Origin of the sequence: Flavobacterium weaverense, assembly GCF_003688495.1 — a bacterium.
Lineage (GTDB): Bacteria > Bacteroidota > Bacteroidia > Flavobacteriales > Flavobacteriaceae > Flavobacterium > Flavobacterium weaverense.
This window is the reverse complement of sequence record NZ_REFH01000009.1, coordinates 513607-530529: the sequence shown is the minus strand read 5'-3', so window position 1 is coordinate 530529 and position 16923 is coordinate 513607. Positions and strand designations below refer to the sequence as shown.

Here is a 16923-nt window from a genome sequence, read left to right as displayed (position 1 = left end):
TAATAATATAAAGCTTTGATTATTTTCCAAATCTTTTTTTGTGCTTTTTTTGAAAAGACCATGTTATTATTAATTTTTTCACTTTTTTATATCTAAAATATTTTATTATATTTAACTTTTAATAGAATTTGAGCCAAATGAATACAGACAAACCTTCTTACGAAGACTTGATAAACATAATAAAAGACAAAGATTTTGAGATTAGTCGATTATTAAGAAAGGAACAGTCCATATGTAATTTTGATTTCTACCAAACGGGATCAAAGGATTTAGTCTGTATAGCAGGTTTTGAAGGTTTTTTTACAGAAGTGAATCCTGCATTTGCTAAGCTGCTGGGATACTCAGAGGAAGAATTGCTTTCTAATCCAATTACAGAATTTGTGCATCCAGAGGATATAGATAAAACCAGGGATGAAGCTTTTTTATTGACAAATTATCAGTCATCAGTCTGTTTTGAGAATCGATATATTAAAAAAAGTAGAGAAATCGTCATCATTCAATGGACCATTACTTTATCGCCTGATAAAAAAACTATTTACGGAATAGGACGAGATATTTCAGAGATTAGAAAAAATCAGGAAAAATCAATATTTAGTGAAAATTTATTGAACGATGCTCAAAAAATTGCCAAACTAGGTAGTTGGGAATTTGATTTAAAACATAAAAAAATGATTTGGTCAAAGGAATTGTATTCCATTTTCGAAATTGAAGCAGTTCCTCATCAAAATTTATTTCAAGAATTTTTATCCGTTTTTCCATCTGATAAAGCAGCTATTTTTCTAAATAATGTAGAAAGTGCTGCTTCAAGTGAGGATCAATTCGAATTAGAATGTGAAGTTACTCTAGAAAATAAAAACACTAAATGGCTCTCCTCAATAGCAATTCCTCTCTTAGACGAAAACGGAGTTGTTTGCGGATACCGTGGTACTTCGCAAGACATTACTGAAAAAGTATTGATTCAGCAAGCGATCAACGAAAAAGAAGCTGCTGTCACTGATTATAAGCTTAAATTAATCGAGCAGGAAAATAATAAAAAGTTTAAAAACTATATTGATAATGCTCCTGACGGAGTTTTTGTTATCGATAATGAAAGGAATTATTTAGAAGCTAATGAAGCCGCGGTCAAATTAACGGGCTATTCTAAGGAAGAAATTTTTAAAATGAAATTTGGTGATTTATCTTTTAAGGAGGAACTTGATCACACTTTAAACATTTTTAAAGTCCTTCAAGAAACTGGAGTAATGCGAGGGGAAATACGACTTTGTCGAAAAGATAATGGCGTTGTATGGTGTTTTGTAGATGCAGTTAGACTGTCTGATAAATTATTTCTAGGCTTTGTTAAAGACATTACAGAAAAGAAAAATGCTGAACTGAAATTAGAACAAAATGAAAAGAGATTCCGTACGCTTGTGGAATATAATGATGGAATTATATGCATTTTAGATAAAGATCTTAATACTATTTTTAGAAGTAGCTCTTCTTCACGTATAACTGGATATAGTAATGATGAGTTTCAAAAAATAAGCAGTATTGATTATTATCATCCTGATTATTTAGAATATGTGATGAGAATGATTGAGAAATCAGTTCTTAATCCAGGTACACCCATTGATTTACTTTTTCAAGTAAAACATAAGAATGGAAAATATATTTGGTTACAAGGAGTTCTCAATAATAGAATTGAAGACGAAAACATAGGTGGTATAATAGCAAATTTAAAGGATGTAACTGACTCTAAAATAGCTCATGATATTATAGTTAATGAGAAGGAGAAGTTTGCTAAGATTGCAAGTACCTCTCCTGGTTTAATATATTCAATGCGTCAAAATAGAGACGGTTCTTTGTGTTTTCCTTATGCCAGCAATGCTATCGAGGATATTTATGGGTTTCTACATGCGGATATCGAAAAGGATGCAACTAGACTTTTAGAATGTATCCATAAAGATGATATTGAAAACGTAACTGCTAGTATAATTGAAACTAAAACAAAATTAATCCCTTTAAAATGTGAGTATCGTTATAACCATCCCACCAAAGGATTAGTTTGGCATAACGTAAATTCTCTTCCAATAGTAGAGCCAGAGGGAACGGTTATATGTCACGGTATTGTGACAGATATTACGGATAGAATATCTGTCGAACAAAAACTACTAAAAGCCAACAGACTTTATTCTTTTATAAGTCAAATGAATCAAATGATGGTTCGCACCACTAATGAAAAAGATCTTTTCAAAGAAGCGTGTAAAATTGCAGTGGACATCGGTAAATTTAAAATGGCGTGGATAGGAGCTATCGATGAGGATTCACATAAAATATTTCCTCTAAATTTTGCGGGAGATGATAACGGTTATTTCTCTAGAATGAAAACAATCTCAATTGATGATGAACCAGTGGGCAGAGGCCCTGCGGGTCGTTGCGTTAGAGAAAATAGTTCTATTATATGCAATGATATTGAGAACGATCCTGCAATGCTTCCGTGGAAAGAAGACGCCTTACAATGTGGGTATAATTCTTTAATGTCGGTGCCAATTAAAATATCGGGAAAGATAATTGGAGCTTTCTCTTTTTATGCGAATGAAAAAAACTTTTTTGATCAGGCTGAAATTGATTTATTAGAAGGCGCAGCCGCAGATATTGCATTTACTTTAGAAACTTTCGAAAAAGAAATTTTAAGAAAAAGAGCAGAAGATTTAGTAATGGAAAGTGAGAAGCGTTACCACGCACTTACGGAGATTTCGCCCGTTGGAATTTTCAGAACTAACTGTGAAGGATTCATTACTTATGTTAATCCAGCTTGGTGCAAAATCACTGGACTTTCTGCCGAAGATGGATATGGTGAAGGATGGATTAACGCTGTACATGAGGAAGATAAAGAAGAAATATTCAATGGATGGAGAGACATATCAAATGACGTTCACGCATCTTATACTGAATTTCGTTACGTTTTGCCTAACGGAACTATATCTTGGGTTATAGGTAAAGCTATTCCAGAGCGAAACTTAAAAAATGAAATTGTTGGTTATATAGGAACAATCGTTGATATCAGTGAAAGAAAAATTGCTGAAGATGCCCTTCTAAAAGAGAAACAATTATCAGAAATGGTGATTAATAATCTTCCAGGAATTTTTTACTTGTATGATGAGGATGAAACCATTGTTAAATGGAATAAGAATTTTGAAACTGTTACAGGCTATAGTGAGAGTGAAATATCGAAAATGAAACCGATTGATTTTTATGACGATGATTTTAAATATAAGATCGAAAAAAGAATAAAGAATTTATTTATAAAAGATGCGCCAGGAATAGAGATTGAATTATTTACAAAAGATAAGCGTAAAGTACCCTTCTACATTAACTCACATTGTCTAGAATATAAAGGGAAGAAGAGATTACTAGGCATGGGACTTGACCTTAGTGATATTAAAAAGGCTGAAGAAAAATTAAAAATCGCCAATCACCGATATGAAATAATATCAGAAGCTACAAACGACGCAGTTTTTGAAGTAAATTTAATTACAGGAGAGAGTTGGAACAACAAAAAATTCATTGATCTTTTAGGTTTTGGTAGCACTGAATTTAATGGAGTTGACAATAGAGTAATTTGGAGATCTAGGCTTCATCCAGATGATCGTGAACGTGTGATTGCTAAAATGGATCAAACATATGTTAGTTCTAATAATTTCTGGTCAGATGAATTCCGATTTCAAAAAGCAGATGGCAATTACGGAATATTCTACGATAGAGGAATTGTAACGAGGGATGAAACTGGAAAAGCGATTCGATTGAATGGCGCTATGATTGAAATCACCGAGTTGAAGAAAATACAGGAATTGCTTGTAAGTAGTGAGGAAAAATACAAAAGTCTTATTGAACAAGCTTCTGATGCCATTTTCACTAATGATGTTGTAGGCAATTTACTTGATGTTAATGAAAGTGCTTGTCTAATGTTGGGGTACACTAAAGAAGAGCTTTGTTCAAAAAATATATCAGATTTATATACGAAAGAAGAATTGCTCCGAAAACCAATAATGTACAAAGAATTATTGAGTGGTGAGCAAACCATATTAGAGCGTAATATGCGTCATAAAAATGGATCTTTAATTGCTGTTGAAATCACTGCAAAAATGATTGTTGATGGGCGCATTGTAGCTTTTGTAAGGGATGTCAGTGAGCGCAAAAGAATAAATGACGAGTTCAAGAAAGTTAATAAAAAAATGGAAGCGATACTCGGAGCTATTCCAGATTTACTCTTTGAAGTGGATGTAAATGGTAAAATTTATAATTACCATTCAAGACGAAATGATTTATTAGCTATGCCGGCTTCTCATTTCTTAGATAAAAATTTTAGTGACATTTTACCTTTGAGTGCATCTAATGTATGCTTAGAGGCAATCAAAGAAGCACATGAAAAAGGTTTTTCATCTGGCAAACAATATACATTAGAATTAGACACAGGGATGCATTGGTTTGAACTTTCTGTGGCTCCCATGATAGAAAGTGCTGATCATGAAATCCATTTTATCTGCCTATGTAGAGACATAACTACTGCAAAAGAGTTTGATAGTTCACTTTTTAAGAGTGAAGAAAGATATCGCGGATTACTAAACAATTTAGATGCAGCTATTGTTGTACATGCCGCGGACACCTCCATAATTATTTCTAATAATAAAGCAGCAGAATTACTTGGATTATCAGATGATCAAATGAAGGGAGTTAAATCTATTGACCCATCATGGAATTTTTTAAATGAGGATGAATCAGCAATGAAGCTTGAAGATTTTCCTGTAATACAAATTATTAACACCATGCAGCCGCTAAAGAATTTTACAGTCGGTGTTGTGCGTCCCACTTTTAAAGATATTGTATGGATATTAGTTAATGGCTATCCTAATGTAGATCAAAATGGTGTTATAACTGAGATCGTTGTAAGTTTTCTAGATATTACGGAGCAAAAAGTAATGGAAATGGAACTTTTAAAGTCTAAGGAATTAGCGGAATCAGCTAGTAGAGCTAAGACTGATTTCTTAGCAAATATGAGTCACGAGATTAGAACTCCACTAAATGGTATCATTGGGTTTACGCATTTATTAATGAAGTCTAATTTAAAGAAAAATCAAGCAGAATACATGACAACAGTCAATGAATCTGCTATTTCACTTATGGAGATTGTTAATAATGTTCTCGATTTCTCTAAAATTGAATCTGGAAAACTGGAATTAGATGTCGAAAAAGTTAATCTGCACAAGTTAACGAGTCAAATTATTAATCTTTTTAGCTTTCAAGCAATCCAAAAAGGTATTGATTTAGCACTCAATATTGATGAAAGTGTTCCGCAATTTATTTTGGCCGACTCTGTACGACTAAAACAAGTTTTAGTAAACTTATTAAGCAACGCGATAAAGTTTACAGATTTTGGACAAATTAGAATGGATATTACAGAAATTTTATCTACCGAAAAAAATCATACTACGCTTAAATTTTCTGTCAAGGATACAGGTGTAGGAATAAAATCTGTAAATAATGAAAAGATATTTCAGTCTTTCGTCCAAGAGGATAATTCGACAAATCGCAAATTTGGCGGAACTGGATTAGGACTTGCAATTTCAAATCAGCTTTTAGCTTTGATGGACAGTAAATTGCATTTGATAAGTAGTTATGGTGATGGAAGTGATTTTTACTTTGTAATTAAGTTTAAAAAAGTAAAAAACACAAAAGACCCTGATTTAATGCTAGCATTGACAATAAATGAAGACGTGATAACACCTGCACATACATTAAGTAACAATAAGGTTTTAATTGTTGAGGACAATAAAATTAATATGCTTCTAGCAAAAACTTTAGTGAAAAGGATTATCACAAATTGTATCGTTTTTGAAGCTAAGGATGGAAACGAAGCAGTAGAAATTTATAAAAAAGAAAAACCTGATGTAATCTTAATGGATATTCAAATGCCAAATAAAAATGGATATGAAGCAACGAATGAAATTAGACAGTTAAACGACTCTGATAAAATTCCAATAATTGCAATAACTGCAGGGATCATGGTAGGTGATAAAGAAAAATGTTTTGAAGCAGGAATGAATGATTATTTACCAAAACCAATTATTCAAGTAGATTTAGAACAAATATTATTAAAATGGCTGCATAAGAAATAGACATTAACTAAATCTAGACTAAGTATAAGTTTCTGAGTTGAAGAGTCGTAATTTCACTTTCAAAGTGCAAAATGTTCTCACATTATAAATTAAAAAAGCTTGTATGTTTACATACAAGCTTTTTTGGTTTTGGTTGTAAAATTTAGTTAGTCCTACATAATATCTAATTCTTTCATACACGCTTTCATCATTTGGTACGTTCTTTCAATGTCGTTATCTAATCCTATAGAAAAACGAATTAATCCGTCTGTTAATCCCATTTCTATTTGTTCCTCTAGTGGAATTTCACTAGATGTTGAAGTTCCTGGAGCGCTAAACAATGTTTTGTAAAATCCTAAACTTACTGCTAAATATCCTAAATTTTTTGCCTGCATTAATTCCATTAACGCATTGGCTTTCGCCAAAGTTCCAACGTCTAAGGTCATCATTCCACCAAAACCATATTCAGCGTTAATCATAGTTTTGTATAATTTATGACTTGGATGACTTTCTAATCCTGGATAGACAGTAATAAGACCGTCTTTTTCAAACCGTTCTGCAAGATACATAGCATTATAACTGTGTTGTTTCATTCGGATGTGTAACGTGCGTAAATTTTTCATCACGCTCGCAGATCGCATGCTGTCCATTGTTGGTCCAAGAAGCATACTAGCACCACTATTTACATTTTTTAAACTATCGATGAATTCTTGTGATGCACAAGTAACTCCGCCAACTGTATCACTGCTTCCGTTGATATATTTAGTCAAACTGTGAATTACAATATCAGCTCCTAATTTTGCTGGAGAAACTGATAATGGCGAAAAAGTATTGTCAACTACAAGCGTTAAATTATGACGTTTAGCAAGTTTAGCTAAACCTTCAATGTCTGCCACTTCAAGTAGTGGATTACTCACTGTTTCACAGTATAAAACTTTTGTTTCAGCCGTTATTGCCGCTTCTACAATTTCTAGTTTTGTAATATCTACAAATGTTGTTTTAATGCCTAATCTTGGAGCAAAGTTCTTTAGAAAAGCGTAGGTTCCGCCATAAATTGTTCTACTAGAAACAACATGATCACCAGCTCCACATAATTGTAGTAAAGTAGGCGTAATGGCTCCCATTCCTGATGCTGAAACATTAGCCGACTCCGTACCTTCCATCGCTGCCAAAGCTTTATCTAGATATAAATTGCTTGGTGAAGAATGACGAGAGTATAAGTAGCAACCTTCCATATTTCCTTCAAAAGTATCGAACATGGTTTTTGCCGAAAGAAAAGTATACGTTGATGAATCAGAAATTGATGGATTGACACCACCAAATTCTCCAAAGTACTGTAAATCTTGAATGTTGTCTGCGGGGTTAAAGTTTTTCATATCTATATTTTTTGGAGGTTTTTCATGCCCCCGAAGCGTCGGGACAGTCAGGGCTAGGTTTTTAGTTATTAATAAGCGCATTCAAAATAACATGATTTCAGATTATTAATCAATACTTAAGTATAATATTAGATTTTAAAACTAAAGAGTCACTTAATGACAAACTTATTTTCTAAATTAGCTTTCAAATTAGAAATTTTTAGATTTTATATCAATTTAAACATTCGAATAAAATGATGCTAGATGCCACCGACAAGAAATTACTTGTACTACTTCAATCTGATTGTAAGCAGACTACTAAAGAACTATCCATTAAATTAAACCTTTCTGTTACCGCTGTTTATGAGCGTATTAAAAAGTTAGAGAGAGAAGGAATTATCGACAAATACGTCGTTTTAATTAATCGCTCTAAAGTCGAAAAAGGATTTGTAGTTTTTTGTCATTTAAAATTGATTCAACATACAAAAGAATTTATTTCGAAGTTTGAGAGTCAAGTGATACAACTTCCAGAAGTATTGGAATGTCATCATGTAAGTGGTGATTACGATTACATATTAAAGATCGTAGTAAAAGATATGGAAGCGTATCGAGAATTCTTAGTAACTAAATTAACTACGCTAGAACATATAGGAAGTACTCATAGTACTTTTATGATTAGTGAAGTAAAAAACACAACTGTTGTTGATATTTAGATTAAATGTTGGTTTTAATAGTAATTAGGGATAAGTAAATCAGAATAACTAAAAATTCGTAACAAAACCTTCTCATTTAAAGTTCAAACAAAACTTAATTCCTTAATTTTGTGCAACATTTTATAAAAACACACTAAAAAAAATTACTATGAGTTCATTTGACGTAGTCATTATAGGTTCTGGACCTGGAGGATATGTATCAGCGATTCGTTGTGCACAACTTGGTTTTAAAACAGCAATTATAGAAAAATATTCTACTTTAGGTGGAACTTGCTTGAATGTAGGCTGTATTCCTTCTAAAGCTTTGCTTGCTTCTTCTCACCATTATAGTGACATTTCACATTTTGCAGAGCACGGAATTGAATTATCTGGAGAAGTAAAAGTGAATTTGGAAAAAATGATCGCACGCAAACAAGCAATTGTTGACCAGACTTCTGGCGGTGTGAAATTTTTGATGGATAAAAATAAAATTACAGTTCTTGAAGGTTTAGGATCTTTTGTTGATGCTACGCACGTTGCGGTTGCTAAAGCAGATGGAACTTCTGAAACTATTGAGGCTAAAAATATAATTATTGCTACTGGTTCTAAACCGTCTTCTTTACCATTTATCAAATTAGATAAAGAAAGAATTATCACTTCAACAGAAGCTTTGAAACTAAAAGAAGTACCAAAACACCTAGTTATCATTGGTGGTGGAGTTATCGGTATTGAATTAGGTCAAGTGTATTTACGTTTAGGATCGCAAGTATCTGTAGTAGAATATTTAGATAGAATTATTCCAGGAATGGATGCATCACTCTCTAAAGAATTGACCAAGGTATTGAAAAAACAGGGCATGAAATTCTACGTTTCACACAAAGTGAAATCAGTAGAAAGAAATGGGGAAGGAGTTGTAGTTCAAGCAGAGAATGCTAAGGGAGAAACAATTACTCTACAAGGTGATTATTCTTTAGTTTCTGTTGGACGTCGTCCTTATACTGATGGTTTAAATGCTGATAAAGCAGGAGTGAAAATCACTGAAAGAGGAATGGTTGAGGTAAATGATCACTTACAAACTAATGTTCCTAATATTTATGCAATTGGTGATGTAGTTCGTGGAGCAATGTTAGCACACAAAGCGGAAGAAGAAGGAACTATGGTTGCTGAAATTCTAGCGGGTCAAAAACCGCATATTGATTATAACTTAATTCCGGGTGTTGTTTACACTTGGCCAGAAGTGGCTGCAGTAGGACAAACAGAAGAACAATTAAAGGCAGCAGGAGTAGACTATAAGGCTGGAAGTTTTCCTTTCAAAGCTTTAGGTCGTGCAAGAGCAGGAGGAGATCTAGATGGATTTGTAAAAATTCTTGCTGATGCAAAAACTGATGAGGTTCTGGGAGTTCACATGATTGGTGCTCGTTGTGCTGATTTGATTGCTGAAGCAGTAACTGCAATGGAATTTAAAGCATCTGCCGAAGATATCTCTAGAATTTCGCATGCGCATCCTACTTTTGCGGAAGCAATAAAAGAAGCTGCATTAGCAGCTACAGATAATAGAGCCTTACACGTATAGCTGATACTAAATTACAAAAATAGTAAATCCCAAATTCCACAGTTTTAAGGTGGAATTTGGGATTTTTTTATTGTAGTTTCAAGACAAATTGTTTAACAAGTTTTAGACACGAATTTCAACAATTAGCACTAACTTTAAATACCTGATTCGTGTAATTATTTTATTACAGTAATTCGTGACTATTCGTGAAATTCGTGTCTATCTTTTCTTAATTTCTAGGTTTTATTTCAAACTTCCAACCATATCTTCTGGTTTAACCCACGCATCAAAATCTTCTGAAGTTACGTAGCCTAAACGAACCGCTTCTTCTTTTAACGTTGTACCGTTTTTATGTGCCGTTTGAGCAATTTCAGCTGATTTGTAGTATCCTATTTTAGTATTTAAAGCAGTAACTAACATCAATGAGTTATCAACTAATTCTTTAATACGTTTGTAGTTAGGTTCAATTCCTTGAGCACAATGTTCGTCAAAAGAAAGACAAGCGTCACCTAACAAACGAGCAGATTGTAAAAAGTTTGCAGCCATTAACGGTTTGAAAACATTCAATTCGTATTGACCTTGCATTCCTCCCACAGTGATAGCAACATCATTACCCATAACTTGCGCGCAAACCATAGTTAATGCTTCACACTGTGTTGGATTTACTTTTCCTGGCATGATAGAAGAACCTGGCTCATTTTCTGGGATTATGATTTCTCCAATTCCTGAACGTGGTCCAGAAGCTAGCATTCGAACATCATTAGCAATTTTATTTAAGGAAACTGCTAATTGTTTTAAAGCACCATGAGATTCAACAATTGCATCATGCGCCGCTAATGCTTCAAATTTATTTTCAGCAGTTACAAAAGGATGTCCTGTAAATTCAGCAATATACTCAGCTACTTTTACGTCGTATCCTTCTGGAGTATTTAGTCCAGTACCTACGGCAGTTCCACCTAAAGCAACTTCTGATAAGTGAGCTAGCGTATTTTTAACTGCTTTTAAACCGTAGTTTAATTGTGCAACATATCCTGAAATTTCTTGTCCAAGTGTAAGAGGCGTAGCATCCATTAAATGCGTACGGCCTATTTTTACAACTGTTTTGAATTCAACTGCTTTTGCATGAAGTGTATCTCTTAATTTTTCTACTGCAGGAATAGTAACTTCCACTACTGCTTTATAAGCTGCAATGTGCATTCCTGTTGGGAAAGTGTCATTTGAAGATTGTGATTTATTTACATCGTCATTTGCTTTGATGAACTGTTCTCCTTCGCCAATGTTGAATCCTTTTAGAACTTGTGCACGATTTGCAACTACTTCATTTACGTTCATGTTACTTTGTGTACCAGAACCTGTTTGCCAAATTACCAATGGAAATTCGTTATCTAATTTCCCAGCTAGAATTTCGTCACAAACAGCAGCAATAGCATCTCTTTTTTCAATAGGTAAAACGCCTAAATCGCAGTTAGCGTAAGCAGCAGCTTTTTTCAAATAAGCAAATCCCTCAATGATTTCTTTCGGCATAGATGCAGAAGCGCCTATTTTGAAATTATTTCGAGAACGTTCCGTTTGTGCACCCCAATATTTATCTGCAGGTACTTGCACTTCGCCCATTGTGTCTTTTTCTATTCTGAATTTCATGTTGTAGTTATTTAAAAAATATGTAGTTTAAAAATTTTAATTTAATAATGAGATATAAATGACTTATTCATAGTCAATAAACAGATTTTTCGTTTCCGAAAGAGTAGAACTTTTAAGCGCTGTAAAATCTGATTTCAAAAATACGGATAATTCCTTTTTTATAAAAATTGATTGATAGTTTTTATACTTTTTTATTGCTCTGAAAAGGAATTAAAGTTACATTTGTACTTACATTCAAAAATTCCGGAAAACATGTTTGAATTTTCACAGTATTTAGGCTTTTTACTTTTCTTAACCGTTCTTACTATAGGATTCTGGTTAATGTTTTTTCTAGTGAGTTTCGTATCCTATTGGGTAGGTGGTGCAACTTGGGAAGCATACAAAGAAAGAAGAGACAAAAAGAAGCAAGAACAACAATCAGTTTAGTCTGTTTGTTTAATAAAAAAGGACTCGTTTTTACGAGTCCTTTTTTTATGCTTTTTTTTCGAATAAAACATTTTAGTTTTAAAAAAAATAAGGACTCTATTTCTAGAGTCCTTATTTTTTTATCCTTGATATTCTCCTTCGCCTTCGTTTTGACTTGGTCTAGTTCTTTCTCTTTCGTTTTTAGGTTTGTTAAAACGGTATGTGAATGATAAACTAAATTGTCTTTCTCTCCATTGCATTTCACTGTTTGATAATACAACTCCAGCAAGGTAATTTTCGCTAATTCTTTTTCTCGAATTAAAAACATCACTAATGTTGAACGAAACAGTTCCTTTATCTTTTAATACATCTTTACTGAACGCTAGATTAGCTCCAAAAACACCTAAACTTTTACCTTGAGCACTAGTAGATGGTGCATTATAACTTACGTTAGTCTGCCAGTCTATTTTATAAGGTAATGTTACTTTAGAAGTAATTCTAGAATACCATGATGTTGTAGTGTTATCAAAGTTTTGGAAAACTTCAACATTATTGAAATTTATATAAGAGAAATCTCCTTGTGTTTCATTTCTGTATAAATTGAAGTTACCATTTAATTTCCACCATTTATATGGAGAGTAGTTTAATGTAAATTCAAATCCAGCTCTATATTCAGTCGCTAAGTTAATAGGTGAGCTAATTACGATAGGAGTTCCGTTAATAAAGTCTCCAGATTCTCTTCTTGCAAATTGAAATACATCGGTAGTCTTGTTAACATATAAAGATGTATTGAAAGTCAATTTCTCCCATCTTTTGATGTATCCAAAGTCTAAAGCATCTGAGTAAGCCGGATCTAAATCAGGATTTCCCATGAAAATGTTGATGTTGCTAGACAAGTTGCTGAAAGGATTCAACATTCTTCCTCTTGGTCTTTGTATTCTGCGGCTGTAACTTACAGATGCGCTACTCTTATCTGAAATCTCATAAGTAAAGAAAGCGCTTGGGAAAAAGTTACTGTATTTTTTTGTATTGTAATCGTTAGTTGCTAACTGATTGATTTCGATATTTGAATCTTCAAATCGCAGTCCAAAAAGAGCCGAGAATTTATCGATTTTCAATCCGTATTGAGTGTACAATGCATTCACTTTTTCTTTATAGTCTAAAGTATTTGTGAAATTATTGTTTATGATTCCGTCATTTTCAACTTGGTAATCTGTAAGTAATTTTGAAAATTCACCACGATATCCGGCTTCAAATTGGCTTCCCTTTCCAAAAGGTAAAACATAATCCATTTGGATTAAATTTCTATTTTGAGTTTGAGTGCTTAAAGTATTATCAAATTTAACCAAATTACTGTTGGTAACTTTATCAGTAATAATTGCATCATTGAAATCATCATTTGATGAGAACGAACCATCAATCGTTAATTTATGACCATCTCTTTTAAACTTCTTCATGAAGTTAGTAGCAAATTCTACATTTTCACTGTCGCTACCTTCTCCATTAATACGAGTACGTGAATAATCATAATTAAAACCAGAGTCATAATAGTCTTGTACAACATTGTCAACATTATCTCCCTTGCTTTTTCTATAATTGAAGGAGTTAGTCCATGATGTAGATTCGTTCAAGTATAATTCGATTCCGAAGTTACCATTATAACCTTTACTGTTTCTATCATTTTCTCTGTCTTCGTAAACGTAATTACGAGTAGAGTTATCAGAGTTTAAATATTTTGAATTTGTAAAAGAGTTTCCTGGGCTATTACGATCATTGTAACCTTGAGTAGTAAAAAGGTTAAAATTTTTAGACTTGTAATTTAAATTACCAGTTAAACCGTATGTTTCAGGATATCCTGTTGATGCGTTAAAAGTTCCATTCAATCCTTGATTTTTACCTTTTTTCAAGATAATATTCAGTAAACCACCACCGCCTTCAGCATCATATCTTGCAGATGGATTTGTTATTACTTCTACTTTTTCAATTGCATCTGCAGGAATTAATCGAAGAGCTTCAGCAATATTAATTGCATTTGAAGGTTTTCCATCAATCAAAACTCGTACGTTTTCGTTTCCACGAAGACTTACATTTCCTTCAACATCTACTGAAACAGAAGGAATGTTATCTAGAACATCACTTACTGTTCCACCTTTAACCATCAAATCATTACCAACGTTGTATACTTTTTTGTCTAATTTTATTTCGACAGTAGTTTTTTCTGTTCGAATAACAACTTCATTTAATTGATTTGCATCTTCTTCTAAACTGATTAAACCCAAACTAGTACTGTTCTTTAAGTTTTTTTGCTTGAGTTCATATATTTTAAAAGAGATGAACTCAATTTTTATATCATAAACTCCTGGTTTAATTTCAATATCAAATTCTCCTTTTGGATTTGTAATTCCACCCGCCACAGGTTTTGGATTATCAGGAAGTAAAAAAGTAATTGTTGCATATTCAAGAGGTTGTTTACTCACCTTTTCAATAACTCTTCCTGTGATTTTAATTTTTTTATTAGCTGCGTCTTGAGCAAATGCAAAAATTGTGGTAAAAAAGAGGATAAGGGTGAAAACAGAATTTATTTTTTTCATTTTTAAAAACGTTGGTTATGTACTATTAGATTGTAAAAGTTTGATATGGTTTAAAACCAAAATTCATAATTAAATGTTAATTAAATCGCTTAATTTTTAGGATATAAAAGCAGATAGATTTTCTAAATCTCTGCCTATTATTGCTTTATCATTATAAAGAACGATAGGTCTTTCGATTAAAATTGGATTGTCAATCATTGCTTGAATAATTTCATCGTCATTCATCACTTTGTCTTTGAAATTCTCAACCCAAATTTTCTCTTTTTGTCTTACTAATTGCAAAGGTTTAAAATTTAGCTTTTTAATAATTTCAGTAAGCGTTTCAAATGAGGGTGGTGTAGCTAAATAATTTACTATCTCATATTGTTTATTCGACTCTTCAATAAGCGCAACACAATTTCTAGATTTTCCACATCGTGCATTATGGTATATTTGTATCATAAAATTTATATATTACCGGTAATTAGTAAAAATCTTGTTTTTGAGTTTGCAAAAATAAGGTTTGTTTATCGTATTACATATTAAATTAAACAAAATTTCATGTTTTTAGAACAAAGTATTAATTCAGAAAATAAATTCTTCAAATATATTTGGGGATCAGTACTAATTATTTTTGCTTCATTTGTGGGGCAAATTTTATTTGTTGCAGTTCTACTGTACGATTCGTCGACGACTGATAAAAACTATCCAACTACTAATGATGCATTGATGCGTTATTTTGATTCTAATTTGACTTTGTTTCTAATATTATTTTCTTTTGTAATTACAATGGTTGGTGTTTACTTGGTTGTACGATCTGTGCACAATCAAACCATCCTCTCCGTTACTACCGCAAGGAAGAAAGTAGATTGGAATCGAATCTTTTTTTCTTTTTCTATTTGGACAAATTTTACAATTGCAACTACGCTGATAACATATTACTACAATCCAACCGAATTTATTTGGAATTTTAAACCAATTCCTTTTGCGGTTTTAGCAGCAATAGCAATTATACTTATTCCAATACAAACCAGTTGCGAAGAGTACATCTTCAGGGGTTATTTGATGCAAGGATTCGCGAATTTGGCTAGAAATAAGTGGTTCCCTTTATTGATGACTTCGTTAATTTTTGGTGGTATGCACTACTTTAATCCTGAGGTGGCTAAGATTGGTCCACTAATTATGGTATATTATATTGGAACTGGGTTATTCCTTGGGATCATTACTTTAATGGATGATGGTATGGAATTAGCACTAGGATTTCATGCTGCAAATAATTTGGTTGGTGCATTGTTATTGACGTCAGATTGGTCTGCTTTTCAAACGCATTCTATATTTAAAGATATTTCAGAACCTTCAGCTAGTTTCGATATTATACTTCCCGTTCTTATAATTTACCCATTTCTTTTATTTATCTTTAGTAATAAATACAAATGGACCAACTGGAAAGAGAAACTAACCGGAAAAGTGGAGGAATTAAATCCAACTATAATTAATAAATAATTCAAATCATGACCAATCAAATAACGTACAACAATGTCCATAATTTATTTAAACTGAATGGTTATCATCTGAAGCGAAATGACTTATGCCGAATTGCGTATAGTTTTATAAAGGAAGGTGATCCCTACGAAAAAGACATGGGAGATTTCCTATTAGACTGGTTCGATAATAAATCATATATCGAACAAACTACATCGGGAACAACAGGAATTCCAAAAGTCGTTAGAATTGAGAAAACCGCAATGATTAATTCTGCTATAGCTACTGGTGACTTCTTCCATTTAAAACCTGGAAATAAAGCACTACATTGTTTGCCCATTAAATATATCGCGGGAAAGATGATGTTAATAAGAGCGCTTATTCTCGGACTTGATATCGATTTTGTAGAACCAAGTTCGCATCCTAGAATTCGAAAAGAAATTAACTATGATTTTGTAGCTATGGTTCCGCTGCAAGTCCAAAATACGCTTTCGGAATTAAAGAATGTAAAGAAATTAATTATTGGTGGTGCTAAAATAAATAGTGTACTGAGGAAAAAAATATTGAAACTTAAAACGGAAGTGTATGAAACATACGGAATGACTGAAACCGTTACCCATATTGCTGCAAAGTTAGTACGGGAGCAAGCCTTTTCAGCCTTACCAAATGTAACAATAGAACTCGATGATCGTAATTGCTTAGTAATTCAAGCTCCAAATGTGTCAAGTCAAGTCGTTATTACTAACGATTTAGTAACATTAATTAACGATTCTCAATTTGTTTTTTTGGGTCGTATCGATAATGTAATTAACAGCGGAGGTGTTAAATTAATTCCAGAAAACATTGAAGATAAATTGTCTGATCATATTCACTCAAGATTCTTTGTTATCGGTTCGCCTGATGATACTCTTGGCGAAAAGCTAGTTCTTATTGTTGAAGGTGAAAAGCAAAATTTAGAGGATTCAATCTTCGATTCATTAGATAAATTTGAAAAACCAAAAGAAATCTTTTTTGTCGAAAAATTTTTCGAAACAGAGACGGGAAAAGTAAAAAGGAAAGAAATTTTAGAAAGTATTTAATAGACCTTATTCA

The 16923-nt window shown here is 32.6% G+C and carries 10 protein-coding genes; 6 read left to right on the top strand and 4 right to left on the bottom strand.

The genetic code is table 11. The annotated features are described in order from the left end of the window. Nucleotides 1-137 precede the first annotated feature (137 nt). Entirely contained in the window at nt 138-6155 is a 6018-nt protein-coding gene (locus BC961_RS09000; protein WP_121925510.1) for a PAS domain S-box protein, read from the top strand. A gap of 152 nt (nt 6156-6307) precedes the next feature. Here BC961_RS09000 and BC961_RS08995 read toward each other — a convergent pair whose 3' ends face one another. After that, a complete protein-coding gene (locus BC961_RS08995; RefSeq protein WP_121925509.1) occupies nt 6308-7510 on the bottom strand; it encodes an aminotransferase class I/II-fold pyridoxal phosphate-dependent enzyme in 1203 nt (400 codons plus the stop codon). 233 nt (nt 7511-7743) lie between these two features. On the opposite strand from BC961_RS08995, the gene BC961_RS08990 reads away from it, so the two are divergent. After that, nucleotides 7744-8202, top strand: a complete 459-nt coding sequence (locus BC961_RS08990; RefSeq protein ID WP_121925508.1) for an Lrp/AsnC family transcriptional regulator — start codon at nt 7744-7746, stop codon at nt 8200-8202. Between the two features lie 148 nt (nt 8203-8350). Further along, nucleotides 8351-9754: a dihydrolipoyl dehydrogenase gene (lpdA, locus tag BC961_RS08985; protein WP_121925507.1), complete on the top strand. Its 1404-nt coding sequence runs from the start codon at nt 8351-8353 to the stop codon at nt 9752-9754. A 222-nt stretch (nt 9755-9976) separates the two neighbouring features. Here lpdA and fumC read toward each other — a convergent pair whose 3' ends face one another. Continuing rightward, nucleotides 9977-11374 carry a class II fumarate hydratase gene (gene fumC / locus BC961_RS08980; protein WP_121925506.1) on the bottom strand — a complete coding sequence of 466 codons (1398 nt, stop codon included), beginning with the start codon at nt 11372-11374 and terminating at the stop codon, nt 9977-9979. 252 nt (nt 11375-11626) lie between these two features. Here fumC and BC961_RS14720 point away from each other — a divergent pair, with 252 nt between their 5' ends. Continuing rightward, nucleotides 11627-11800: a hypothetical protein gene (locus BC961_RS14720; RefSeq protein ID WP_170151301.1), complete on the top strand. Its 174-nt coding sequence runs from the start codon at nt 11627-11629 to the stop codon at nt 11798-11800. 119 nt (nt 11801-11919) lie between these two features. Here the strand turns inward: BC961_RS14720 and BC961_RS08975 are convergent, their stop codons facing one another. Together BC961_RS08975 and arsC are read right to left on the bottom strand one after the other, a co-directional pair. Continuing rightward, entirely contained in the window at nt 11920-14370 is a 2451-nt protein-coding gene (locus BC961_RS08975; protein ID WP_121925505.1) for an outer membrane beta-barrel family protein, read from the bottom strand. Nucleotides 14371-14466: 96 nt separating this feature from the next. Then, nucleotides 14467-14811, bottom strand: a complete 345-nt coding sequence (gene arsC / locus BC961_RS08970; protein ID WP_121925504.1) for an arsenate reductase (glutaredoxin) — start codon at nt 14809-14811, stop codon at nt 14467-14469. 99 nt (nt 14812-14910) lie between these two features. Here arsC and BC961_RS08965 point away from each other — a divergent pair, with 99 nt between their 5' ends. Both BC961_RS08965 and BC961_RS08960 read left to right on the top strand, forming a co-directional pair. Then, the gene (locus BC961_RS08965) at nt 14911-15852 is read left to right on the top strand and encodes a CPBP family intramembrane glutamic endopeptidase (RefSeq protein WP_121925503.1); all 942 of its coding nucleotides are present in this window, start codon (nt 14911-14913) and stop codon (nt 15850-15852) included. Nucleotides 15853-15860: 8 nt separating this feature from the next. Next, on the top strand, nt 15861-16910 hold the full coding sequence (locus BC961_RS08960; protein ID WP_121925502.1) for an AMP-binding protein: 1050 nt from the start codon (nt 15861-15863) through the stop codon (nt 16908-16910). Nucleotides 16911-16923: the final 13 nt, after the last annotated feature.